This window comes from Cupriavidus ulmosensis (assembly GCF_977008105.1).
Genome location: NZ_CDRMWP010000001.1, coordinates 2,896,184 through 2,917,973, shown reverse-complemented (window position 1 = coordinate 2,917,973; position 21,790 = coordinate 2,896,184). Strand labels below are relative to the sequence as shown.

Sequence of the window (21,790 nt, the reverse complement as noted above, 5' to 3'; positions counted from 1 at the left end):
AATAGTCCTATTGCCACCCTAAAAAGGTGGCACTGCCACCCTGAAACGGCTAGGGTTGGGCGTGTACGCGAGTTGTCGGTCGTGTACGCGAGTCCAACAAACGATAACGGGAGCAGGGCAGATGGCGATGGTTCGCGCGCGCGGCGCCAAATTCGAATTGCGAGTGAAGCACAAGCTGCTACCCCGGCCGTACACGGCCACGTTCGAAACTGAGGCGGAGGCGCGTGAGTATGGGAATCAGCTTGAGGCGATGCTGGCCCAAGGCCTGATTCCGCGTGAAGCAGTTAGCCAACCGAAAGCGTCGGCTGGCACGACAGTCGGGCGCCTTGCCCGTGAATACCTCGATGCGGTGTCGGTGAGCGTGCTGGATCGCGGGCTGCTGGATTTGCTGGTGCTGTCGATCGGTGCCAAGCGTCTCGTCGACGTGCTGCAGTACAAATGGGTGGAGGAGTGGGTCCGGTCCCTCAAACTCGTGGAAAACCTGGCACCCGGGACCATCCGAAAGCGAGTGGGATGCCTGGCGCGCATGCTGGACTGGCATCTGAAGCGCGAGGCCGCGGACGGTGGCCAGCCGCTGGCCAATCCGCTGCGCCTGTTGCCAAAAAACTACTCCACCTACAACGAGCGCGAGCGCATCCTGCTGGCGGCCGACAAAGAAAAGGTCGTGAAAATCGATGTCGAGCGCCGCCGGCGCCTGCTGGACGGGGAAGAGGATCGGATCTTGGCGGCAATGAACGGCCAGAAGCGCGAGGACCGCGAGCGGCCGTTACTGATGCCTGAGCGAGAGGCGATGATCGATCTCTTTGACTTGGTGGCCAGCACCGGCCTGCGCTTGCGAGAGGCGTACCGACTGCGGCCGGAGCACGTGCTGCTCGACCTCTGGACCATCCACGTCGCCGACAGCAAGACCGGCGCGGCCAGGGATGTTCCGATACTGCCGGCACTGCATGGGATGCTGGAGCGTCGTCTCAGGGCCGCCCGCCTTCGCGGGCCGGGGGCAATGATTTTTCCGTGGTGGGATGGCGTAGACGACAGCGACAAGGTGCTGAATCGTGTCACGAGTCGTCTTAGCCGCGCCTTCGGCCGTGTGTTCAGGTACGCGGGCTGTGAGGACCTCACGGAGCACGATCTTCGGCACGAAGCGACATGCCGATGGGTGTTACTGCGGGATGGGGCCGGTGGTTGGATGTACCGGGGCGAGGAGGTCATGAAGATCACGGGTCACAAGGACCCGCGTGTCTTCATGCGCTATTTGAGCCTGCGCGGCTCGGACCTCGCCGACCGGCTTTGGGTCAAGCCGCCACTCGAACGGTCTGCGTGAGGTCCATCAGTGGCTTGGCGCGGCCGCGCCCCTTCTGAGCTGGCTTCGCCTGCTCATACTGCTTGGGCGCCACGTTTTCGAGCGCACGCTCGGCCAGGTACTGCTTAAGCGCAGAAACCGGGAAGCGCCAGGAGCGGCCGTATTTCACACCAGGCAGCTTGCCGGCGGCTGCGAGCTCGTTCACATGCTGCCGCTCGCAGCCGAGTGCCTCGGCCACCTGGTCGGATGTCAGCGCTTCGATGAGGTGGAGGGGGCCGATCATTTTGCGGGTTCCTCAGGGCCCGGGGTTGTCGTGGCCTGCGTTTCCGCCGCGTTCGGCCCTGGGGCAAGGGGTATGCCGATAGCGGTGCGCATCTCGGCAACGGCCTCGGGGTTCTCCTCGCGCCATCGCTGCCAGCTTTCGTCCGTCAGCTTCCATTCGATCCATTCCTGGCAATCAGGCTTGGCGAGAAACGGTTTGCGGTGCTTGCTGCACCGCTCGCAGCGCTGCGGCCGACGGGCGGTGATCCACAGATGGGCGGCGCAAAAGTACAGGCCGCATCCGTGCTCTCCACCGTATGGCTCGCCGCCGCAGACATAGGAAAGGCCGCGGTCGATCTCGGCGTTGCACCCAGGGTGATCGCACACGGCCGGTACGCCGTAGCCGATGTCGCGGTTCCAGTTGTTGTCGTATCCGATGCTCCAGCCCATCACGCACCTTCCTTTCGCTCAGCGCGGATGAGGTGCTCCAGCTCGGCCAGGATCAGGGCGCCGGCCCGCTCCAGGTTGCGCCGGCGGTCCTTCGGCTTCCACCACTCCAGATCCCAGGGCCACATTGCGAGGATATGGTGTGGCGTGCCGCGGGCCCCTAAATCCTGCATTACTGAGGCATCCGGGCCGTCAAGCGCGGCCGCGGCAGCATAGGTGGCGGCAGCTTGGGCGAGTTGCCCTTCTGCGTGCTCGTCGTCATGCTCCGGCGTCCAGCCTTCCTCCGCGATCTGGCGGCGGCGCTCGCGTACCACGGCGCGCCACGCCTCCAGCGCGTGGCGCGGCAGCTCCGTCGCTGCGCTCCCGATGGGCGGCTCCCACAGCTCGGCGCCGTGGTAGGTGTAGCCCAGGCGCTCCAGCGTGCGGGCAGCCGCATCGCGTTCGTCCTCGCTGGGCTGCTCTGCGACATGCTGCGGCAGTGGCGAGTGTTTCGGCTTTGCCGCCTGCTTGGCCCGGATTTGCTCGACCTTGGTCCAGATGCGGGCGAGTTCGGTCTCGCCGGCGGCGTGCATATCCAGACCCTGCGCGAGGCACAGCGCGGCCAGCGTGACCATCACGCCGCCGACCTCCTGGTGCTTGTCACCCACGGGCCGGCCGTACACATAGTCGACGAGCTGGTGCGCTTCGCTTGCGGTCGCGCCGCATGCCTGCACCAGTTCCAAGGCCTCTTCGAGGAAGCGGTGATTGCGCTCTTCGGTGTCGGCCGCGATCTCGGCGCCAAAGCAGGCGAGCATCCACGGCTCGACGCGAGATTGGAAGGTGGTGCCGGGCTGCTCTGCGGCCAGGAGGGCGCGCAGTTCCGCCCGGCATTCCTCGGCCCGGTCCATTGCGGTTCCATCATCGAACCTGCCGCCGGCTACCGCCCATGCGCTGGCAAACTCCTGCACCTTGGTCATGATGGCCTCGACATCCAGCGCCTTGGCGCTCGGTTGCGGGGCAGCATGCTCGAACGCAGCGATTGAGTAAGGGCGGACCGACGAAGCGCCGGCGCCACCATCTCGCAGCATGCCGGCCTTCTGCAATGCCGAGATTGCGCGCGAGGGATCTTCCTCGTGCACCCATGCAATCGGCTCGCTCTGGTGCTGGGCGGCAGGCGATGCGGCGAGCATGGCGCGGATCAAGCGCGACACCCATTCAACGTCGTCGCGCTGTGGCTGGCCGAGCAAGTGCGCGGCGATAATGGCCGCTGTAGCCTCAACCTGGCTATCCGCCGGCGCAGCACCGTAGCCGGCGAGAACGTCGCGGGCGGGCGTCTCGGCCACTCGCTCGTTGCGGCTGTTCCTGTCCTCGTTGCTCATCGCTTGCTCCTAACTCGCAGGACCGCCAGCAGCAGCGCCTCGGCATCGACGCATAGGAATACCTGGTCGCGTCGATCGCCCAACTGGAATCCGATTTCGATAAAGTTGCGCGGCTGGCCATCGTCCGTGATCGAAACAACCACCTCGCTCGACGTGTAGGGGCCATCGGCGTTATTGCGCCAGGCCTCGGCTTTCCCGATGATATTTTCGTTGGTCATGTCACTTTTCCTGGCCGGGCTGGTTGAACGAAGCGAGGAAGTGTGACTCCGGGCCATGCTTCACCCAGCGCGCGAGCGCCTGCATCGGGTTCCTTCTTGCGCTGGCTATCAGCACGCGCGCCAGCTGCTCGAGCCGCAAAATCCGGGCGGCCTGCGCGACGTTCGCCTCGCGCGCCACGGCGAGCAGCGACTCGGCCTCCGCGCGTGCCTGTTCCGCAGCGCGCAGGCGGCGCAAGAGCTCGGCCGGCGCCGGCGACTGGTCCGGGTCGCCACCCTCGCGCGCATCGCCGTGGGCGAGCTTCACTTCACGCGGGAATGGCCACGAGATCCGTTTCATGAGCTTTCCTTTCAGGGACGGGGACCGGCCGCATGCTGCCGGTCTTGAGGTTGACGAAGGCGCCGTGCCAGGTAATGCGGCCGTGTCGGAAAAATTCCCACAGGATGGCCAGCGCGGGGGTGACGACGGATTGGTTGACGAACAGCTCCTGACGCTCGAGCGCCTCGGCTAGGCCGCAGCTGGGCGTATCGTCGTCCGGCCGGCTGGTGTCGATCAGCTCGGGCAGCAGATCGTAGGGGTACGGCAGTAGCGCGCTTTCTGCGGGGTGGATCGTCCTGAGCGGGATCTCGCCACGCTCGGCGATCTGTACCTTGTCCAGGGGGGTGTGGCCGAAAATCACCTGGCCATCGCTTGAACGATTGCCCAGGTCCAGCACGTAGATGTCGCGCCGGCGCACGATGATCTTATGCAGCGCAAGGCGCGCGTGTGCGCTGTCCACGCAAACGATGACGATGGTTCCCGCCTGCAAATGGTGGAGCTCTCCAGCCTCGCAGCGCTTCGGCCGTGCGATCCATTCCAACCCGAAGTGCATATTCACGCGATGCACCAGGACCACGGACTTGAACAGGCCAACGTCGGCCGCGCTGAAGAGTTGGCGGCCCATGTTGGCCTCGCTTACCGTGTCGGGATCGAAGACCACCACGCGCAGGCCAGGGTGGCCAAGGGCGACCAGGGCATGATTCAGGCGTGCGAGCCCCGTCAGCATTTGCGAGCCATTCCCGCCGCACCCGACCAGCACCACCTCTGTCGCGCGACTGAGGCAGGCGGAAGGCGTCAGGTGAACGCCGCTCACTTCGTTTCCCCGAATACGGCGCTCGCCGGCACGTTGATCGGCATGGTCATGCCGAGCACGCAGATGCGGAAGACGATGCTAGGTGTCTTGCCGGGCCCGAGGTCGCCCACTACGCACGCGATCTTCACTTCGCCGGCATCGTCGCCGTCGTCGGTCGGGCTGAAGAACGCCGGGTCGTCGCCGTGGCTGTGGATGTCGAAGGCAAGGCTTTCAAATTCCTCCAGCGCCGGCCGTCGAATGTCGACGTGGTTCGGGCTCGTGGAGGGGGCATCGACCTCCCGATAGTTGAGATCGCCCGTCCGGGAATTCCAGACGATCCATGCGGCATGCTCGTTCGGCAGCGCCGCGCGCGCGGCCTCCACAAACTGGCGAATCAGCGGGAAGACCACGCCGAGGCGCTGGAACGCCAACTCGACCTTCTTGCCGACGGTGCCGTAGGGCGGCCGAGGCGAGTTCTCCTGCAGCTGGGCGATGGGCTGGATGAAGTGCAGCCAGGGGCGGCGCACTTCGATATACAGCCCCTCGGCCGTGGCCAGGAAGCGGTGGCCGACTTCCTTCAATGCTTGGAACTCGGCGTATTTCGGCACAGCGACGGTGGGCGCGCTCTGCCAGAGCTTTTCATCGAGCGGATACTGAGCATCGTCGCGCGAGGCCGCGATCGGGTTGTGGAGCGCGGCCTCCACCTTGCTGGCCGCTTCCTCGACGAAGCGCGTCAGCGCTCCAGAGATGGTTTCGATGCCGCTTTTCGCCGCCGCGTTGAACTCGGTTATCAGGGCTTGCATGGTCATTCTCCTTTGGTGACGCGGGCAATAGCGTCGGCGAGCGTTTCGTTGCGAGGGATCAGGCAGCGGATCGGAAATTCGGCGCCGGCCAGCAGGTCGCGCCAGAGCTGTTTCGCGCCGCCGCGGCGCTTGACCACCCGGGGCTGGTTGGGGTGCGTGAAATTGCTGCGAAAGAAAGCGTTCTCGTAGGCGACGATCGAGGCCGGCCCCGGGCGATCCGGCAGATCAACATTGCCGGTGCATATCTGGCCCGAGTCCCAGACGTTGAAGTAGGGTGCAACGTAGACGCGGCTCTCCGGTGTCGGCCGGAACATGTCGCGCAGCGCGAACACGTACCAGCGTTCACCAGTTGCGACGAAGACCAGGCCGGGATGGTTGGCAGGTCCCGACACCTCGCCAAGGTCGGACCCGGCGCCGAACCAGACATGCCGGCGTTGAGGAGGGGTCCACCAGGCAATGGTGTTGGGGCCTGCATAGATGAGCCGCTCGTCGATGAAGCCGTGATAGGCGGTGCGGCGCGCCGCGGCTGCTGCAAAGGTGGCCAGGTCGGGCAGTGTCATCGCGCGACCGGCCAGCAGCACGGGTGTCTTGCCGTCGATATTGACGTTGTGGATCGTGGCGTAGACGGCCTCTTGGTTCTCCGAGCAGTACAGCAGGATCGCCTGCTTGAGGAGCGCCGCCATGTCCCCGCTGGTGGCAATGTGCACGCTGCTCATGGCCGTTCCCCGATGAGGTCAACAAGATTCTCGATGGCCCTGGCCAGCTTGGCGGTTGAGCGCATGCGAGTGAGCCATTCGGCGGCCTGCTGCTCGCCGGGCGGGCACGGCACTGCGGTGGCCGCCTCGATGTAGTCGCCCTGGAGGGCTTCGTTTGTCCAGTCATCGAGGATGCGGGGCGCCTGGTCCGTGGGGGACCAGCGAAACCATGCGCACCAGGCTACCGAATCGCATTCGGACTCGCCGTGGCCGCAATCTGCGAATGGGCCGCCGGTGTGCACGATGGCAACGATGGTGTCTATTGCTTGGACAACCTTGCGGGCGAACGAGTCGCGTGCGGCCGCGGTTCGGACTTGGGGATCGGAAATGACTCGCCTTGGTCCGGTGGCCCATGTCGGCATATCGCCGAAAATGTCCGCGCGGCTAGGTATCTCGGCGTAGTCTTCCCGTGCCCGCTCCACGGTTATGTCGTTTAGCGAGGCAATTTCCCTAAGAGCATCTTCCTCGTTGCTGCAATAGTACCAATGGGTTGCGGAACATTGCCACAGGGCATCGCGCGGCGTGAGCGTGTTGGGCAGGTAGACCAGTGCGTCATAGAACACGGCTAGGACGGTTTGGCCGAGCCCTTTCATGGCGGTCTCCAGCTGAGTGATAGCCGGACCGATGAAATAGGGTTCGCAGGGAAACCACCCTCGTTCGTCTTGAGGAGGGTAGATAGCCAGCCAGGGGCAGCCCGCGTAGGCGCCGGCGGCCGGGTGCGGCCGCATCAGTTGTACGCCGAGGTTCCAGCGGAAAATGCGCTCTCCTCTGGTGATTTCGAGCCAGTGCCTGCGCAGGGCGTTCTTCAGCAGTTCCGCGGCATTGGTGGGCCGGCCAACGAAGTCAACGGGCAACATCGCCCCGCCGTCGATGAGAGAGAGCAGTAGCTGGCTGCACCATGTGGAATCGCCGGGCACCACGAATTCCTTAGGCACGTCGGTCAGGCGTGGCAGGGAGAGCGTGGTCATGGGAGCAGCGGCAAGGAAGTGGAAGGGGGGTAGAGCCTTGCGGTGCTGCTGGCATCGCGACGAAGACCGATGAGCCTTATCGCGCGCGCCACCGGGGTGTTGATGTGCTCTGGCGCGATTCGGTCGCCTTTCGACTTCACGAAGTCGCCAGTCTCGACGATGCGGCGCATATCCTCGGGCGTCAGCGGACCGCCCTTGTTACCCTTCGTTCCGACGGCACGTCGGAACGAGAAGATGTGCTTCTCGCCTTGCAGTTCCGGGCCCTCGATCTCTGCATTGACGATCTCGGGGTAGGTGTTCGCATAGAAGTCACGAACCTGCGCCAGCGTGAAGCTGGGGGAGGGGTCAGCGAGCTTGACGCCGTTGTAGCGAAACTCGCGCGAGAGAATGTTGACCTGCATGGTGTCACCTTAGATGGGCAGCTCGAGGCCGATTTGACGGGGGTCGATTTCTCCCGCGGGAGCGGGATCGCTGGGCGTTTCCTCGCGCGCGATTCCTTCTGCAGGCGCAGCGGGGGAAGGGGGGGAAATGCCTTCCGGGATCTGCTCGGGCGCGCTGCCTGGCGAGTCTTGATTGTCATCGTCCGAGCCGCTGTCGTCGCTGGCGTCGTCCGGGCCGTTAGGCTTGTTTCCCGATGGGTCCTGTGCAGGCTCGCCCGCCTTCTGCGCGCGCGGCCTGCCGCGGCCTGGCCCCTTGTTACTGCCTTTCGCCGTCGGCCCCGGCAACGCATTGTCCTTCGTGCTGCCGTTCGCCGCGGCCGCTGCGGAGGCCTGCTCCAGGACGGAGCGCGCGCCGGGGGCATAGATGCTGAGCGCGGCGGCGAAGTCGGCGTCGAGCTCGTCGGGCGTGGCCAGGATGTAGAGCGGATGAGGCGATGCCTTGACGGTCTTCGAGGCGTCGAGCTGCGGCGTGACGGTAACGCGCAGTTGCTCGCCCTCGGCCACGATCGTGAGCATCAACGGCGAGGCCTGGGCGAGTTCGTGCAATTCCCGGAACATGTGGGCTCCTTGCTTGGGGTGGATCAGGATTTGGATTTCGGCGCGACGCCGGTGGCGGCGTCGACGTAGGGCCTACAGGCGCGGAACGCAGCCTCGAGGCGTTGGGCGGCGAGCATTTCCTCCTGCGAGCCCACGCGGGCGCGCAGGTAGCGATAGGCGTGCTGGGCCGCCGCGCATTCGCGCCACGCCGCGACTTCGGCGAGCAACTCGATGCTTTCGGCCTGGGCGCGCGCGGGATGATCGGGCGCAGTCACAGCGCCCCCTTCTTCGCGCGCCGGGCTCCGGTGCGGGCTACGGGCCTGCGAATCTTCGTCTGGTCTGCCTGCACCGCGGCGGCGCGATGACGCCAGATAGCGTGCTCGCACTCGTCGGCGTCCGGGTAGCTCATCAGCGACCACACAGGGGTATTCCCGTCCATCACCGTGTAGGTGTGGTACGGCGTCCTGGGGATCGGGCGGCGGACGACGACGTGTTTCCCGACCAGGATGGCAGTGGTGAGCCGCGGCGGCGCCGCGCGGTCCGTCTTGAGGCGTGTCATTTCGTTCATGGGTCGCTATTCGTTGTCGCCGGCGGCGAGTTTCTTGAGGTCGGCGCGTGCTGGCTGGCCGGCCGGCGCGCGCGAGCTACGGCGGGCATGGGCCGCCGCTTCGATGGCCCTGCGGATCGGGCCGGGAGCCAGCGCCTCCGCCTCGCTGCAAACCAGGCGGAGACGCACGCGCTCGCGGAGCACGTCGGCGTCGGGCAGGGCCGGGATGGACACGGGCGGGTTAGAAGGGTGCGCCGGTGGCGGGTGTGGCCTCTTCCGGGGCGGAGGGGTGGACGAGTAGCGCCGGCGTCTCGCTTGCCAGCGTGCGCGTCGAGTCATCCAAGAGAAGCGCCGCCAGCCAGCGGCGGTGATCCGTACCGAGAATGAACGTGAGCGTGGCTCGGCCATCCGTGACAACCATCGTGGCTGTTCCGGCGACACCTGGTTGGACTGATATGCTTTCAATTCGCGGCCGCAGGACTGCGACGCCGTCTTTCGTCTTTTTCATCTCGTTCGGCTCATTCAAGGGGGTGCACATGCTGTCTTTCTCCGTTGGGGATCTGGTCAAACTGCTGGAGCAGTTGCCTGTGTGGAAACAGGTCGTGGGACTTGTTCGGGAGGTCGATGCTCTGAAGAAGCGTGTCGAGATGCTTGAACGTTCAGCGGCGCAGGCGCCGAAGCGGGACGAGTGCCCAAAGTGCCACGGGTTGAGCTTCGGCCTGGATCGGACGGAAGCGGACCCGATGTTCGGTGACGTCGGGGTGCAGCGGGACTATTACAAATGTGGCGCATGCGGTTATGAGCGGCATCAACAACGCACATAGCGGACCGGTGTCCGGCGGCGAGCGTGCGGAGCCTGCACTGACGTGCGCAGCGCACCGTGGAACTCGGAATCGGATCTGACGGCACCCTTCTGGCTGAACCAGGCCGAAGTGCCGGCATGCATGCTGCTCTTGCTTGGGGATGGCCGCTCGTCGCGCCAGCACGTGCTTGCCATCCCGGATCGCTGAGCGCATCGACCGGCGGCGCGACTGCGCCTGCCACGCCAAAGGCCAGCAGCAGGAGCACCATGCCCTGCACCGGGTGCCGGCTGAAATAGCCGTTGGCCAGCCGGTCGACCGTGCTCATGCCGACCTCGCGTGCGCGCTGAGCCGGGCCTCTGCCGCGGCGAGTTCCTGCGTGGCGAAGCTCAGCACCGCGGCCTTGTCGATGGCGCCCCACGTGTTGCGCGTGGGTGCCGCCGCGATGTAGTTGCGCAGGAGCGTGGGCCGCGTGTGCTCATTGCCCAGCGTGCGCAGGAACGCCAGCTCGTGCACGGTGCTGTAGCTTTTCTTCGGAGCGGCGGTCATCGCGATGACCTCCTGGCCTGGGCGTCCGCGGCGCGGCGCATTTCCTTGGCCTGCTCGCGGGCGCGCTCCAGCTCGATGTACTGCCAGCAGAATTCCTCGAGTTCGGCCGCAGCCAGGATGATCGGGCACGTCGAGTCATAGCCGCCGATCGAGACGCTTTGCTCTAGGAGTTCCAGGCGGGCGCCGCGGTCGCGTTCGTAGTAGGCATCGCCAACCTGCTCATCCCAATGCGGATTGACCTGAAAGCTGATGCGCAGGTACCCCTCGATGCTCAGCCCGATGGGGGTAGAGAACGCAGTCGCTTCGTCGATGCGGTACCAGCGCGGGGTGCACGTGCTGGCATGGAAGAAATCCGGGTCCTGGTGGTCCGCGTACAGCAAGGCGGCGCGCTTGGGGTACTGCCGTTGGTGGTACGGCACATCGAGGTTGCCCAAGTCATCGTGCTCGGTACCATAGTCGTCGACGACAACCCAAGGATTCGGCGTGGATTCGTAGTGGAAGCCGGCTGCGCCATAGACGCGGAAGTGTTCGAGATGCATGGCCGACCTCACGCAGTCCGATGGGTGGTGCTGGTGGTGGTCGGGGTGGCCGGCGCGGCCTGGTCGCGCTCCAGCGCGATCGAGTGCACGACGTAGACGACCACCACGGCTGCGACGTAGGCGATCCAGACTTTGATACGTTGGGTTTTGTTCACTTCGCTCTCCATCAGATGAGCGCCGGGCGGCGCGTCGATGGATCGAATAATAGTCGGACTTTTATTTATTGTAAATAGTCCGACTATTTTTTTCAGATGGCCCGGGTTACGCGGGCAGCGATGGCTAGTGTCTGGATGATGTCGGCCAGCGCCTCGACGGCGAGAGAGGGGGTGTCCGCGTAGGCGCCAGTGATCGTGACCCTGTAGGAGCCGTCTGCTTGTAGGCGGACAACCATCTTGTCATCGGCCGAGCCCGCCTGACCGTCATCGGCCGCCGCTCCTGCCTGTCGTTTGCGATATGCAGCTAGATCGAAAACCTTCGTCATGGACGCATCTCCTGTGAGGTTGGAGAGGGTCCAACCTTTCAATTGGGTAACGGCACGTAGGAGCGATGCGGTTTCCCCTATGACGGGGGAGGCAAAAGCATCTGCCTGAATGGCAGAGAGCAGGGCAACAAAAAGCCCGCCTCCTGGGCGGGCCAATCGATGGGCCAGGCGAGGCCGCGAGGTGGTCAGCTAGATTTGCGACGACCACCACCGGGTCGTGGGTGTAGGCCCGTGAATTCGATGACGGTCGGCTTTGTCTTGGGCGCTGTCGACAGCAGAAGCTCGATTGCCTGAGTGATTCGTTCCAGCTCGTCCTCATCTCGCTCGGCGAGCAAGCGGAGCAGCCTGGTCAAGGCCGGACTCTTACGAGGAGTGGGGGCTGGCGGCGTCGATGGCTTCTCGCTTCCGCCCTCTGGCAGTTGTCCTGCCAGTGCTGGGCTGATTGCGCTCGGACTAACCCCGAGGGCGCCAGCGAACTTTAGCAACGCTGGCAGATTCAATGGAATTCGGCCGAGCAGGTACTGGCTCACTGCGGCTTGGGTCTTCCAACCGCACTGATCGGCGAGCCACTCCTGCGTGACGCTGGTGTTGCTGCGTCGGAATACATCCCATGCCGAGCGCAGTCGTGTTGCGTCGGCTAGTTGCTCGGGGGTGAGGGGCTTGGCGGGCATGCGATCAATCTATTAGTGATACTTATAATCGTCAAACAGTCCGACTATTGATCTTTCTAAATAGTCGGACTATTATTGGGGCCGCGTTCATAACACCTTCTCCCTCGCCCATGCACCTTGCCGAATTCCTCAAGACAGAAGGCCTCACGCAAGCCGCGTTTGGTCGGATGTTTGACCCGCCCGTCTCGCAAGGTCTGGTGAGCCAGTGGCTCCTCGGGCGGGTTCGCATGACCCTTGAGCAGGCGCTTAGGACGAAACAGGTATCAGATGGTCATGTAACGCCGGAGGACTGCGCGGCTCTCTACGGCTCGTCTGTTGACGCTGGTGGAGTCTCGTAGTGGCTCGGCGCCAGCTCAGTGCTCGTCGAGTGCGCGTGCCAAGCGCTCAAGCTCGGCCAGCAGTCGGTGGGCGGCAAGTATGCAATCGGCGATCGCGTCGCGCTGAGCAGTCCGCCCTGATGCCTTCTTTCGCGGGGAGCCGGCGCCCGTGGCCAACCATTCCGATGACACCCCGAGTACGCGCGCGATTGCTGGCGTGTGCCGGCTTCCCTTTGCGTTCCGATTTGGGTCGCAGAGGTACTGAATTGACTGATACCGAACGCCGATGTGTCGGGCCAGGCCGTGCCGCGTCGTCGGCGGCTCGGTTTGGTCCATCGCCCATCGAAGGCGTTCTGCGTAGGTGTACATGCGCCGAAGTTTGGCACTGGGGCTGAGCAGATGTGTTTGTCATTTGCCGACAGAAATTTCTGCCTGCCGCAACGAGATTTCGCGGCCGCTGGCCTCGCCGGCGCGGGCAGCGAACGCGCTCTGCAACTGGCTGCGCGGCGGCCATGTCGGCTGTCGGTTCTGCTTGTACATCCTCGCCGCCCTCATCGCGCGCGTCGCTTTTTCAATTCGGCTCATTCCAGTGCTCCTCGTGATGGCTTGCATCGTAGAGGGGGCGCCGGTGCGTAAACAGGATGAAAAACCAAAATTCCAAAGGTGACGCATGACGTGCTGGTACAGCGAAACGAACTGGCTCGACGTTCTCTACACGTCGGTGCGAAACACCCCGGGCCGCGTTGAAGCGGCCGCGGCCTACCTCACAAACCGGCGCGGCACGCGCATCTCCGCCGAGGCGCTGCGGTTACGCCTGCGCGGCGAGGCCGATACGAAGCTGTCGGTGGAGATGCTCGATCTGCTGGTCGAATGGATGCAGGAGCTTCGCCAGCCGCATGCCCTCGACGTGATCCACGCGCGCGCCGCCGCGTTCGGCCTAGTCGTCGAGGCGGCGCCCACGGCAGCCGGCGTGGACTGCGTCCTGCAGCAGTTCCTGCGAGTTGGATTGGGTCACGGCGACGTGGCCACCGCGATTCAGGACGCACTGGCCGACGGCAAGATCACGCGCAGGGAAGCGGACCGGGTTGCCCGGCGTATCCGCGATGCGCAGCAGGCGCTGCAAGCATTGCTCATCACCGCGCGCGCGGCCGTGGCGGAATAGTCATGGCGCGCTTCCATCCGGGAATGGTCTGCTGCAGGGGCGAGCGAGCCGGCCAGGGGCTCGAATGCAGCCTGGCCAGTATGCACAGCTGCGCGACGCGCGCCTGCCGCGCGCTGGCGGAGGACAGCCCGGAGCGGTTGCCCGGTTTTCTCCTGCGTCTCCTCTCGATCTTCATGCCCGGCGCAGTGCGCGACATCGCGCGCGCGGCCGGCTGCCTCGATCACTTCATCCCGGCCGCCGCAGCGCATTGCGCGGCGATCGCCGCAAAGCCGGAGCGCCAGGTCTACGCGGGCCTGCTCTCCGAGATCCTTTCCGAAGCTGACTACAGCCACTTCGTTGAACTGCATGCCGCTGAATGGCGGCGCATCAGGGAGAAATCATGAGCGAAACCCAATCGAAGCCCCGTTACGACGCACGCCTGCTGCGTGCGGTCGGCCGGCGCGTGAACATGCGCAGCGCAGCGGGCTGCGCGCGACTTCGGCGGCTCGGCCCGGCGCGAAGCACGGGGAAATAATTCATGGCGACACTGGATCAGATCGTCCAGCAGCTCGCCCAGGCCGGCATGCCGGCATTGCCGGAGGGCCACCCGGTCGCCGACGGCAAGGTGAAGCGGTACGGGCCGGGCAAGAAGGCATGGTATGTCCTGCACGAGGCGCTGCTGGCCAGCGGCGCCGTCCAATATTTTGGTAGCTTCGGCGAATGGCAGGGCCTGGACAATGGCGCGCAGAAATTCCAGGCGGAGGGCGGCAAGCTGTCGGCGGCCGAGCGCGCCGACATGCTGCAGCGCCAGCGGCAGTTAGAGGTTCAGGAGGAGGAACGCCGGACACTGGAGGCGCAGCGCGCGGCCGGCCGGGCCACGGAGCAGTGGCGGCGCGCCGCGGCGACGGGCGAGTCAGAATACCTCGCGCGCAAGCAGTTGACGCCGGAGTGGGTGCGCTTTGACCCCGACGGCACGATCTACGTGCCGGTCATCCGGTACGACACCGCCCAGCTGGTCGGCCTGCAGAAGATCGCGCCGGACGGCAGCAAGCGGTTCAACAAAGGCATGGCGAAGAAAGGCGCAGCATGCCGGCTCGGCAAGCCGGGCGAGACCGACCGCATTGCGCTGATCGGCGAGGGCTACGCTACCGTGCGCTCCATTCGCATGGCAACGGATGAGGCGATGGCTGCGTTCATCGCCTTTGATGCCGGCAATTTGCTCGAGGTGGGCCGTGTCGCGCGCCAGCAGTACCCGGACCTGCATCTGCTTTTCTGCGCTGACGACGACTGGATGATAGAGCGCCAGCTCGCGGCGCACCTCCTCAAGCGATACGGCCTGACGCAATCGCTTGAGGCCGGCGCGCCGTCGCAGCGGCTGGAGTGCAATGGCACCTGGTACGAGTTCGCGCTCGCGCGTGAGGTTGATGCCTGGGGCGGCACGTACCTGGCGCTCACGGTGTCGAATGACCGGGTGTTGCCGCACACGGTGCGTTTCGAGAACACGGGCCTGGCGCGCGCCCGCGCGGCAGCGGCGGAGCTGGGCAATGCTTCCGTCGTCGCGCCAGCGTTCGCGGCGCGCGGGGAGAATGCCTGGACCGACTTCAACGACCTGCATTGTGCCGAAGGGCTCCAGGTGGTGCGCGAGCAGATCTCCGCCGCGGTGCTGGCTGCGCTGATGCCGCCGGACGCTCGGCCGAAGTCGGAGAGCGATGCGCCGGCGCCCGCTGCGACGGCGGGCAAGCCCGGGCGGAAGGGCAAGCTGTCGCTTGTCGCTCCTACACCCCTACCGCCCGCTGGCGCAGTAGGTGGCGAGGATGACGCCGATGCGGAGAATGGAGCTCACACATGGGAGCAGGACCTCGAGCGCGGCAAGCGCCAAGAAATACTGCCTTCCATGATGAACGTCTACAGGATTCTCATGTGCCATTCGAGATGGAGTGGTGTCATTGCGTACGACGAGTTCACGGGGCAAGTGGCCAAGCTGCAGCCACCGCCATTCCCGGGCGGCGAGGTAGGCGAGTGGTCGGATATGGACGACCTCCGGGCAATGCTCTGGATCGAGCAGTCGTACCGAATTCATCCGCGCAAGGATATTGTCATGGATGCGGTGCTGCTTGCAGCGGATACGCACAAGTATCACGACGTGAGGCAGTACCTGGCATGCATCGAGTGGGATGGGCAAAGCAGGGTTGAGACGTGGCTTTCGACATATCTCCGTGTCGCAGACTCGGAGTACACCCGCAAGGTTGCCACGAAATGGCTGGTGGCCTGTGTAGCCCGCATCGTGCGGCCGGGATGCAAGGCCGACAACGTGCTGATTCTCGAGGGCACGCAGGGCTTGTATAAGTCGACGGCACTCAAGATTCTCGCTGGCGAGAAATGGTTCACCGATGCGCCGTTCAAAATTGGCGACAAGGATGGTTACACGATCATCCGCGGGAAATGGATCGTGGAACTCGGAGAGCTCGACTCGTTCAATAAGGCCGACAGCTCACAGGCGAAACTGTTCTTCGGGCAATCTATCGACCGATACCGCCCCTTCTATGGGAAGCGGCCCTCCGACGTGCCACGCCAGTGTGTTTTCGCCGGCACGGTCAACTTGGATACCTACCTGAAGGACGAGACCGGAAATAGACGCTACTGGCCCGTGCGGGTGGCGCGAGAGATCGATCGTGTTGGCCTCGAAGCTGCGCGCGATCAGTTATGGGCGGAGGCGTTGCATCTCTACCGGCAGGGTGTCATCTGGTGGGTCACGGAGGATGAGCGCCCCCTGTTCGAGCTAGAGCAAGATGACCGATATGAGGGCGACGCCTATCAGGATGAGCTCAGTAGATTCCTCGCTTTCAGGGACTCGGCGACGATGACGGAACTGCTTTCCGAAGGCCTCCGTCTCGATGTCGCCAAGTGGACGCTGCCTGAACAGCGCCGTGTTGGCAAATGCATGAAGGCGCTGGGATGGGTACGTCGGCGCGACGGGAAGGCAGGTGCGGGTGGCAAGCGAGAATGGGTGTACTACCCGCCGGATGTCGCCGATGCGCTCGCGGACATTCCCCCCGCCGCGCCAGCGGGGTTGCCAACCGATGCGCGGATCGGAGATGATGATGCGCCCCTTTAACTCTCAAGCGATCTCCCATGCCCGATCTGCCCGTGAAACGAAGCTCTATCCGAAGGGAGGCAAGTCAGCACTCCCGGGCGCTGTTCGACTCGATGTACGCGCTCATGCTGCAAGAGGTCACTACCTTGCAGCAGCTGCGGGATTGGACGCCGGCCGGTCTTGTCGTCGAACAGACGAATGGTGTCTATCGGCTGGAGCGCAAAAAGTAACGCATGGAACATTTCGTCCCATGTCCCAAGAGGTGGCGTCCCAAGGACGGCCCTTGGGACGTGTCCCATGTCCCAAGGGAAATTGTCTTGGGACGCCCTCTTGGGACGCCCGGAAATCCTTACCCAGAAAGGGTTTCCGGGGAGCCGTCCCAAGCGTCCCAAGAAAATTCGTTTTTTCTCGTGTAGCGCGCGGCGCGTGCACACACGCAGCGGGCATGTGCACGCGCATTGCGCGCGCACACAAGACATTCCTTTTTTCTTGGGACGTTTGGGACATTGGGACGGAGAGAGGGAGAGCCGAATGGACGATCTGAGGGAGCAGGTCGCCGCGGCGATGAATCCGAAAGGGCAGCTGGGCGACGCCGTGGCCCAGCCTGAGATGAAACTCGGGGCGCTGGCCTTCGCCGATGACTTGGGCCGTATGCTCTGGCGCCTCAAGTACGGCCAGGACACCGCGCCGCAGACATTCCACCGCGCCGCGCTGCTCCTGGCGCGCCGGGCGCGCGGCCTGAAGCGCTTGCGGCGGGGCCATCGCATGAGCCGGCGCGCGACGGAAGCCGATCTTGGCGACGGCGATCTGCTGGAGCGGCTCGCAGCGCGGGCCGTGGCCGAGTGGGTCAATGATCGTTGCTCGAGCTGTTCCGGCCGCGGGCGAGTCGGTGGCGGCGCGGTGGTGCGCGGGCGCGACGGCTGCCCCGTCTGCGGCGGCGCGCGATGGATCTCGTGGGAGGAGCGCATTCCCTTCGCGGCGCCGGGCCTAGTGTTGCGCTGGCGGGATCGCTGCGATCGATGCGACGGGCTGGGCGGCGTGGCCGCCGGCGGCAAGCTGCATCGGATGGCAGTGTGCGCCGGGTGCGGCGGCTCCGGCCGCGCCCGATATGCCGATGCGGACCGTGCCCACGCGCTCCGCCTTCCGCTGGAAACCTACCGGCGGCGATGGTCCGACGTGCTGCTGGGCATGCTGGCCGTGCTGGATGCCTTCGACGGCGACACGGAGAATGTGGTGGCGCGCCAGCTTCGCGTGCGCATTGCATCTCCGACTGACATGGACTAGACTTCGCTCCAGTCGGCCATGCCGATCCCTTTCGCTGGCACTCGCGTTAGTCGTGCAGCCCTCCCAGGACAGAATAAAAATTAGGGGTGCCTGGTTGGTTCGTTGGGATCTGGCCGTCCATACAAAACGCAAGTCACTGAAGCCCGGAGCGCGCAAGCCTCCGGGCTTTTTCATTTCCGCCGCTCGAGCGGCAACCACGCGGTGTCTCCGCTCGCCCTTGGCCGGGCGGGCCTTCAGCGGGCCGGTGCGGTGGGGCGCCGGCCCGTGTCTTTTTGGAGAAAGGCATGGCAACAGTCAATGTCGACATGCGCTCGGTGATACGTGCGTTCGATGATGCGCAGGAGCGGCAGATGCCGTTCGCGGCGGCGCGGGGGCTCACGCGCCTGGCCGGGCTGGTGCGCGATGCCGAGACCGCCGAGATCGTGCGGGCCTTCGATAACCCCGTGCCTTTCACGCGCGCAGCGATTGGCACCAGCTCGGCGACGAAGGCGTTGCTGGAGGCCTCGGTCTTCGTCAAGGATCGCCAGGCGGTGTACCTGCGTACGGAGGTGGAGGGCGGCCAGCGCGAGCAGAAGACGTTCGAGCGGTTGTTCGGCAAGGGCATCGCCGTGCCCAGCGTTGGCGCCAAGCTGAACCAGTACGGCAACCTCACGCGCGGCACCATCAAGAAGATCGCCGCCGAGCTGAATTCGTCGGGCGAGGCCAAGCGCTACTTCCTCGGCCAGCCGCGCGGCGCCAGCCTGCCGGCCGGGATCTACGACCGCGGGTCGCGTGGGCGCGACCTGATACCCGTGCTGGTCTTCACCACGCGCGCGCAGTATGAACCGCGGCTGCGCTTTCTCGAGGTGGCCGAGACAACGGCGCGCGAGAACTTTGCGCGCGAGATGCTCATGGCCTGGCGCGATGCGCTGGCCACGGCGTGGCGCTGATGTGTTTCTCATACCACAACAAGAGTGGAGCTTTTATGACTGAAGATCAGAAGGAAACGACGTTTCGCGCTGCGGTGGACGCTGCTCGGATGGCGGCGGAGTATGCGGCCCGCGATCGTGGTGTCGGGTCGGTGGATGCGGCAGAGATGGTCGTCTCTGCCGCCGTGCGAGCAGCTGAAATGATCAGCGCTGGTGAGCCCTGATCGAGGAAAGCTCGCTCCGAATCTTGCGCACTGAGTCATCTTGCTCCTTTGCCAGGAGGGCGATAGCTTCGGCGAGCAAGGCGATCGCCTCATCCGTGTTTCCTGCTTTGGCCTGCTCGGCGGCTGATTCCGCCTTGTGACGCGCATTGGTAAAGCTCATATTGCTCCTCGTCGTTGCGTTGATGGGCATGGGTGTTGGGGCACCCAGCCGTCCATTGTGACAGGGAGACCGGCAGGACTCGGCCGCTGGGCACCGGCGCCGGCAGGCGGGGCGGTCGGGGGCTGCCCCCCTCCCCCCTCCGGGCGCCGCCGGGCGGCCGCGGGTCCTTCCGACCTCCCAGCTCACACGGGTCATTCACGCCCCGATTCATTTCCAGATGAAAGGGCGCCAAGGGTTAGTTAGTTTGGGGATGGGATGGGCAAGACCGTGAACCTGCTGGAGTTGGCCGAGATTACCGGATTCGCCGTGCAGACGCTGATTCGGTGGCAAAAGGACGAAGACATGCCGGTTCTCCTCGCCGGCCAGCGCGGCCGCGGCAACGAGTACGACACCGCCGCGGTCATTTCTTGGCTGGCGCGGCGCGAGGTCCATCGCGCTGGCCTGTCCAGCCCGAAAGACGAGCTTGATCGCGTGCGCAAGGTCGAAGTCGAGATCCGCATCGGCGAAAAGCTCGATCTGCTGGCGCCGGCCGCCACGTTCGAATCGCTCTGGAGCAACCACATCGAGGCGGCCAAGACCGAGTTGCTCCTGTTGCCCGGGAAGTTGGCTGACGCCGTGTTCGAGGCGCATGGCATCGAAGTCGACGAGCAACTGACCCTGCCGCTCATTGAGGAGTGCCTGGGCAAACTCCAACACCTGGACGAAGACGATGACGCTGACCCCGACTCTGAGCATCCTGACGATGCCGGAGACCTCGAGGAGGATGACGAAGACGGCTAGGCGCGCGCTGCGCGCGGCCGTGTCGCGCTGGGCGTTGCCGCCACGCATGAACGCGCTGGAATGGTCGCGCCGGCATCGCTATCTGTCGAGCATCGAAGCCGACCGCGCCGGCAAGTACGACCCGGAGGTGACGCCTTACCTGTGCTGGCCGGGCAATCCGCTCGAGGCGATCGACGATCCGAACGTGATCGAGGTGTGCTGCCAGAAGTCGGCGCAGGTCGCGTGGACCTCCGGTGTGCTCGGCAACATCCTGGGCAAGTGGATCGACCTCGACCCGTCGCCCATCCTTGGCCTGTTCCCGAAAGAGGGCGCGGCCAAGGAATACATGGCCGAGAAGTTCGAGCCGATGGTGGGCGCCACGCCGCGGCTTCGCGCCGCGGTGAATCTGCGCAGCCGCAAGGCGCAGCAGCGCATGCTGTTCAAGCGCTTTCGCGGCGGCTTCCTCAAGCTGGTCGGGTCGAATTCGCCGTCGAGCGTGAAGTCCAGCCCGATCCCGCGCGTCTTCATCGAGGAGCCGGACGACTGCAACCTCAACCTGCGCGGCCAGGGCGATTCGATCAAGCTGGCCAAGGAGCGCACGAAGACGTACCGGCGATCGCGCGTCAAGATCGTCATCGGCGGCACGCCGACCGTGGAGGGCACCTCGACCATCGCGGCCGAGATGGAGCTCTCGGACAAGCGGGTGGGCATGATTCCATGCCATCACTGCGGCGCGGAGCATGCGCTGAGTTTCGCCAACCTGCATTGCCCCGAAGATCCTGACGCGGCGCATCCGATCTACGGCAAGAAGGTGCCGGACGAAGCCTACTACGTGTGCCCGCACTGTGAAGGCCGATGGAACGATGCGGAGAAACGCCGCAATGTGAAGCAAGGCCGCTGGATGGCGACCGCGCCGTTCAACGGCATTGCCGGCTACTACATCAACGAGTTGTACAGCCCGTTCGCCGGCTCGACGATGCCTATCCTGATGGCAAATCGCCTCACGGCGATGCACCACCTGGAGATGGGCGACGAAAGCAAGCTCGTCGCCTTCGTCAACAGCTCGATGGGCTTGCCCTATTCGTTCAAGGGCGACCAGCCCGAGGCCAGCGTGCTGGCGGAGCGGGCGGAGCCATATGCCGCCGGCGTTGTGCCTGCCGGCGGCCTCGTGCTCGTCATGGGCGTCGACGTGCAGCCCGACCGCCTGGAGGTGGTTTTGCGCGCCTACGGGCGCGGGGAGGAATCCTGGTTGGTGCGGTATGACCGGCTCTATGGCCAGCCGGGCCTGATTACGGATGATGTCTGGAACCAGCTCGACAAGCTGGTCTTCGGCAAGTACCGGCATGAGCGCGGCTTCGCCCTGAGCCTCTCGGCGGTGTCGATCGACAGCTCGGACGGCAACACATCCGATGCGGTTTACAAATACGTGCGATCGCGCCAGGGCCGCGGCGTTCCGCATGTCATGGCGATCAAGGGCGCGCGCAGTCCCGATGCGGAGATCTTCCGTAAGCCCGGGCCGGTGATCGAGACCAACAAGAAGAACACGAAGGCGGCGCGCTACGGCGTGTCGGTCTTCATGGTCGGCGTTGGCCGCGCCAAGGACCTGTTGATCGGCGAACGCGGTCGCGTCGGACTGGAGGGCAAGGGGCCGGGCCGCTTTCACGTCTACAAGGACGTGATCGCCGACTACTTCGACCAGTTGCTGGCGGAGGTCAAGGCGCCGGTGCGCCAGAAAAACGGGCACGTGGTGCGCGTCTGGCAGAAGAAGGTCGGCAAACGCAATGAGGCGCTCGACTGCGAGGTCTACGCATTGCACGCCACGCGCGCGGCCAAGGTCCACCTGATGCAGGAGCGGGACTGGTCCACGCTCGAGGCGCGGCTGTCGCAAGGCGGCCTGTTCGACGACATGCCGCCACCACCGGCGCCGCTTCAAGTTGCCGACGCGCCATCACCTGTACCCGCCGTGCCGGAGTCGGAAGATGAGGACCCGGACGAGGATGCGCTGCAGGCCCGGCCACAGCGAGCCGTAGAGCCGGCTGCCGCCGACACATCACCCAACCTGCCACCGCGGGCGCGGCGCCGAAGATACGGCACCGTCTCGCGCGGCGTGGAGATCTGAC

33 protein-coding genes are annotated in these 21,790 nt (G+C 65.0%); 12 read left to right on the top strand and 21 right to left on the bottom strand.

What is annotated here, in order from left to right:
- Positions 1-121: 121 nt before the first annotated feature.
- The gene (locus ACWTPI_RS13400) at positions 122-1,321 is read left to right on the top strand and encodes a site-specific integrase (RefSeq protein ID WP_454731878.1); all 1,200 of its coding nucleotides are present in this window, start codon (positions 122-124) and stop codon (positions 1,319-1,321) included.
- On the opposite strand, the gene ACWTPI_RS13395 is transcribed toward ACWTPI_RS13400, so the two are convergent.
- From ACWTPI_RS13395 to ACWTPI_RS13325, 15 genes are read right to left on the bottom strand one after another with little or no spacing between them, the layout of a single operon-like run.
- Positions 1,293-1,583, bottom strand: coding sequence for a helix-turn-helix domain-containing protein (locus ACWTPI_RS13395; RefSeq protein WP_454731877.1), 291 nt, complete (start codon positions 1,581-1,583; stop codon positions 1,293-1,295). The two genes, ACWTPI_RS13400 and ACWTPI_RS13395, sit on opposite strands and share 29 nt — an antisense overlap.
- Positions 1,580-2,011: a hypothetical protein gene (locus tag ACWTPI_RS13390; RefSeq protein WP_454731876.1), complete on the bottom strand. Its 432-nt coding sequence runs from the start codon at positions 2,009-2,011 to the stop codon at positions 1,580-1,582. Before ACWTPI_RS13390 ends, ACWTPI_RS13395 begins: the two co-directional genes overlap by 4 nt.
- The gene (locus ACWTPI_RS13385; protein ID WP_454731875.1) at positions 2,011-3,366 is read right to left on the bottom strand and encodes a hypothetical protein; all 1,356 of its coding nucleotides are present in this window, start codon (positions 3,364-3,366) and stop codon (positions 2,011-2,013) included. The genes ACWTPI_RS13390 and ACWTPI_RS13385 overlap by 1 nt, the downstream gene beginning before the upstream one ends.
- Complete coding sequence (locus tag ACWTPI_RS13380; RefSeq protein ID WP_454731874.1) at positions 3,363-3,584, bottom strand: hypothetical protein; 222 nt, start codon at positions 3,582-3,584, stop codon at positions 3,363-3,365. Before ACWTPI_RS13380 ends, ACWTPI_RS13385 begins: the two co-directional genes overlap by 4 nt.
- Before the next feature lies 1 nt (position 3,585).
- Complete coding sequence (locus tag ACWTPI_RS13375; protein ID WP_454731873.1) at positions 3,586-3,921, bottom strand: hypothetical protein; 336 nt, start codon at positions 3,919-3,921, stop codon at positions 3,586-3,588.
- Complete coding sequence (locus tag ACWTPI_RS13370) at positions 3,890-4,714, bottom strand: PRTRC system ThiF family protein (protein ID WP_454731872.1); 825 nt, start codon at positions 4,712-4,714, stop codon at positions 3,890-3,892. The genes ACWTPI_RS13375 and ACWTPI_RS13370 overlap by 32 nt, the downstream gene beginning before the upstream one ends.
- Positions 4,711-5,496: a PRTRC system protein A gene (locus ACWTPI_RS13365; protein ID WP_454731871.1), complete on the bottom strand. Its 786-nt coding sequence runs from the start codon at positions 5,494-5,496 to the stop codon at positions 4,711-4,713. The genes ACWTPI_RS13370 and ACWTPI_RS13365 overlap by 4 nt, the downstream gene beginning before the upstream one ends.
- A gap of 2 nt (positions 5,497-5,498) precedes the next feature.
- Positions 5,499-6,212, bottom strand: a complete 714-nt coding sequence (locus tag ACWTPI_RS13360) for a PRTRC system protein B (RefSeq protein ID WP_454731870.1) — start codon at positions 6,210-6,212, stop codon at positions 5,499-5,501.
- Positions 6,209-7,219, bottom strand: a complete 1,011-nt coding sequence (locus tag ACWTPI_RS13355) for a PRTRC system protein F (protein ID WP_454731869.1) — start codon at positions 7,217-7,219, stop codon at positions 6,209-6,211. Before ACWTPI_RS13355 ends, ACWTPI_RS13360 begins: the two co-directional genes overlap by 4 nt.
- Positions 7,216-7,620, bottom strand: coding sequence for a PRTRC system protein C (locus ACWTPI_RS13350; RefSeq protein WP_454731868.1), 405 nt, complete (start codon positions 7,618-7,620; stop codon positions 7,216-7,218). The genes ACWTPI_RS13355 and ACWTPI_RS13350 overlap by 4 nt, the downstream gene beginning before the upstream one ends.
- Before the next feature lie 9 nt (positions 7,621-7,629).
- Positions 7,630-8,217 carry a PRTRC system protein E gene (locus tag ACWTPI_RS13345; protein ID WP_454731867.1) on the bottom strand — a complete coding sequence of 196 codons (588 nt, stop codon included), beginning with the start codon at positions 8,215-8,217 and terminating at the stop codon, positions 7,630-7,632.
- A gap of 23 nt (positions 8,218-8,240) precedes the next feature.
- Complete coding sequence (locus ACWTPI_RS13340) at positions 8,241-8,471, bottom strand: hypothetical protein (protein ID WP_454731866.1); 231 nt, start codon at positions 8,469-8,471, stop codon at positions 8,241-8,243.
- The gene (locus ACWTPI_RS13335; RefSeq protein WP_063923101.1) at positions 8,468-8,764 is read right to left on the bottom strand and encodes a hypothetical protein; all 297 of its coding nucleotides are present in this window, start codon (positions 8,762-8,764) and stop codon (positions 8,468-8,470) included. Before ACWTPI_RS13335 ends, ACWTPI_RS13340 begins: the two co-directional genes overlap by 4 nt.
- A gap of 6 nt (positions 8,765-8,770) precedes the next feature.
- Positions 8,771-8,977 (bottom strand): hypothetical protein, encoded by a 207-nt coding sequence (locus ACWTPI_RS13330; RefSeq protein ID WP_454731865.1) that lies wholly within the window; start codon positions 8,975-8,977, stop codon positions 8,771-8,773.
- Between the two features lie 7 nt (positions 8,978-8,984).
- Positions 8,985-9,281, bottom strand: a complete 297-nt coding sequence (locus tag ACWTPI_RS13325) for a hypothetical protein (protein ID WP_454731864.1) — start codon at positions 9,279-9,281, stop codon at positions 8,985-8,987.
- Here ACWTPI_RS13325 and ACWTPI_RS13320 point away from each other — a divergent pair.
- Positions 9,280-9,567: a hypothetical protein gene (locus tag ACWTPI_RS13320; RefSeq protein WP_454731863.1), complete on the top strand. Its 288-nt coding sequence runs from the start codon at positions 9,280-9,282 to the stop codon at positions 9,565-9,567. The genes ACWTPI_RS13325 and ACWTPI_RS13320 overlap by 2 nt on opposite strands.
- Positions 9,568-9,867: 300 nt before the next feature.
- Here ACWTPI_RS13320 and ACWTPI_RS13315 read toward each other — a convergent pair whose 3' ends face one another.
- The 5 genes from ACWTPI_RS13315 to ACWTPI_RS13295 all read right to left on the bottom strand — a co-directional run bounded on the left by ACWTPI_RS13315 (position 9,868) and on the right by ACWTPI_RS13295 (position 12,685).
- Complete coding sequence (locus ACWTPI_RS13315; RefSeq protein ID WP_059415557.1) at positions 9,868-10,092, bottom strand: hypothetical protein; 225 nt, start codon at positions 10,090-10,092, stop codon at positions 9,868-9,870.
- Entirely contained in the window at positions 10,089-10,631 is a 543-nt protein-coding gene (locus ACWTPI_RS13310; protein ID WP_420994092.1) for a hypothetical protein, read from the bottom strand. The genes ACWTPI_RS13315 and ACWTPI_RS13310 overlap by 4 nt, the downstream gene beginning before the upstream one ends.
- Before the next feature lie 8 nt (positions 10,632-10,639).
- Positions 10,640-10,786, bottom strand: a complete 147-nt coding sequence (locus tag ACWTPI_RS13305) for a hypothetical protein (protein WP_454731862.1) — start codon at positions 10,784-10,786, stop codon at positions 10,640-10,642.
- 92 nt (positions 10,787-10,878) lie between these two features.
- Positions 10,879-11,112 (bottom strand): hypothetical protein, encoded by a 234-nt coding sequence (locus ACWTPI_RS13300; protein WP_420994094.1) that lies wholly within the window; start codon positions 11,110-11,112, stop codon positions 10,879-10,881.
- Positions 11,113-12,508: 1,396 nt separating this feature from the next.
- Complete coding sequence (locus ACWTPI_RS13295; RefSeq protein WP_454731861.1) at positions 12,509-12,685, bottom strand: hypothetical protein; 177 nt, start codon at positions 12,683-12,685, stop codon at positions 12,509-12,511.
- 85 nt (positions 12,686-12,770) lie between these two features.
- Here ACWTPI_RS13295 and ACWTPI_RS13290 point away from each other — a divergent pair, with 85 nt between their 5' ends.
- The 8 genes from ACWTPI_RS13290 to ACWTPI_RS13255 all read left to right on the top strand — a co-directional run bounded on the left by ACWTPI_RS13290 (position 12,771) and on the right by ACWTPI_RS13255 (position 18,751).
- Positions 12,771-13,262 carry a phage regulatory CII family protein gene (locus ACWTPI_RS13290; protein WP_454731860.1) on the top strand — a complete coding sequence of 164 codons (492 nt, stop codon included), beginning with the start codon at positions 12,771-12,773 and terminating at the stop codon, positions 13,260-13,262.
- Between the two features lie 2 nt (positions 13,263-13,264).
- On the top strand, positions 13,265-13,645 hold the full coding sequence (locus ACWTPI_RS13285; RefSeq protein WP_454731859.1) for a hypothetical protein: 381 nt from the start codon (positions 13,265-13,267) through the stop codon (positions 13,643-13,645).
- Positions 13,642-13,776, top strand: a complete 135-nt coding sequence (locus tag ACWTPI_RS13280) for a hypothetical protein (RefSeq protein ID WP_454731858.1) — start codon at positions 13,642-13,644, stop codon at positions 13,774-13,776. The genes ACWTPI_RS13285 and ACWTPI_RS13280 overlap by 4 nt, the downstream gene beginning before the upstream one ends.
- Positions 13,777-13,779: 3 nt before the next feature.
- Entirely contained in the window at positions 13,780-16,356 is a 2,577-nt protein-coding gene (locus ACWTPI_RS13275; protein ID WP_454731857.1) for a VapE domain-containing protein, read from the top strand.
- A gap of 17 nt (positions 16,357-16,373) precedes the next feature.
- Positions 16,374-16,565 (top strand): hypothetical protein, encoded by a 192-nt coding sequence (locus ACWTPI_RS13270; protein WP_454731856.1) that lies wholly within the window; start codon positions 16,374-16,376, stop codon positions 16,563-16,565.
- Positions 16,566-16,866: 301 nt separating this feature from the next.
- Positions 16,867-17,619: a hypothetical protein gene (locus ACWTPI_RS13265; protein WP_454731855.1), complete on the top strand. Its 753-nt coding sequence runs from the start codon at positions 16,867-16,869 to the stop codon at positions 17,617-17,619.
- Positions 17,620-17,903: 284 nt separating this feature from the next.
- Positions 17,904-18,548: a hypothetical protein gene (locus ACWTPI_RS13260; RefSeq protein ID WP_454731854.1), complete on the top strand. Its 645-nt coding sequence runs from the start codon at positions 17,904-17,906 to the stop codon at positions 18,546-18,548.
- A gap of 35 nt (positions 18,549-18,583) precedes the next feature.
- Positions 18,584-18,751: a hypothetical protein gene (locus ACWTPI_RS13255; RefSeq protein ID WP_454731853.1), complete on the top strand. Its 168-nt coding sequence runs from the start codon at positions 18,584-18,586 to the stop codon at positions 18,749-18,751.
- On the opposite strand, the gene ACWTPI_RS13250 is transcribed toward ACWTPI_RS13255, so the two are convergent.
- A complete protein-coding gene (locus ACWTPI_RS13250; protein ID WP_454731852.1) occupies positions 18,732-18,911 on the bottom strand; it encodes a hypothetical protein in 180 nt (59 codons plus the stop codon). The two genes, ACWTPI_RS13255 and ACWTPI_RS13250, sit on opposite strands and share 20 nt — an antisense overlap.
- 255 nt (positions 18,912-19,166) lie before the next feature.
- Between ACWTPI_RS13250 and ACWTPI_RS13245 the strand changes: the two genes are divergently transcribed.
- Together ACWTPI_RS13245 and ACWTPI_RS13240 are read left to right on the top strand one after the other, a co-directional pair.
- Complete coding sequence (locus ACWTPI_RS13245) at positions 19,167-19,691, top strand: terminase small subunit (RefSeq protein ID WP_059415580.1); 525 nt, start codon at positions 19,167-19,169, stop codon at positions 19,689-19,691.
- Positions 19,621-21,789 carry a phage terminase large subunit family protein gene (locus ACWTPI_RS13240; protein ID WP_454731851.1) on the top strand — a complete coding sequence of 723 codons (2,169 nt, stop codon included), beginning with the start codon at positions 19,621-19,623 and terminating at the stop codon, positions 21,787-21,789. The genes ACWTPI_RS13245 and ACWTPI_RS13240 overlap by 71 nt, the downstream gene beginning before the upstream one ends.
- Position 21,790: the final 1 nt, after the last annotated feature.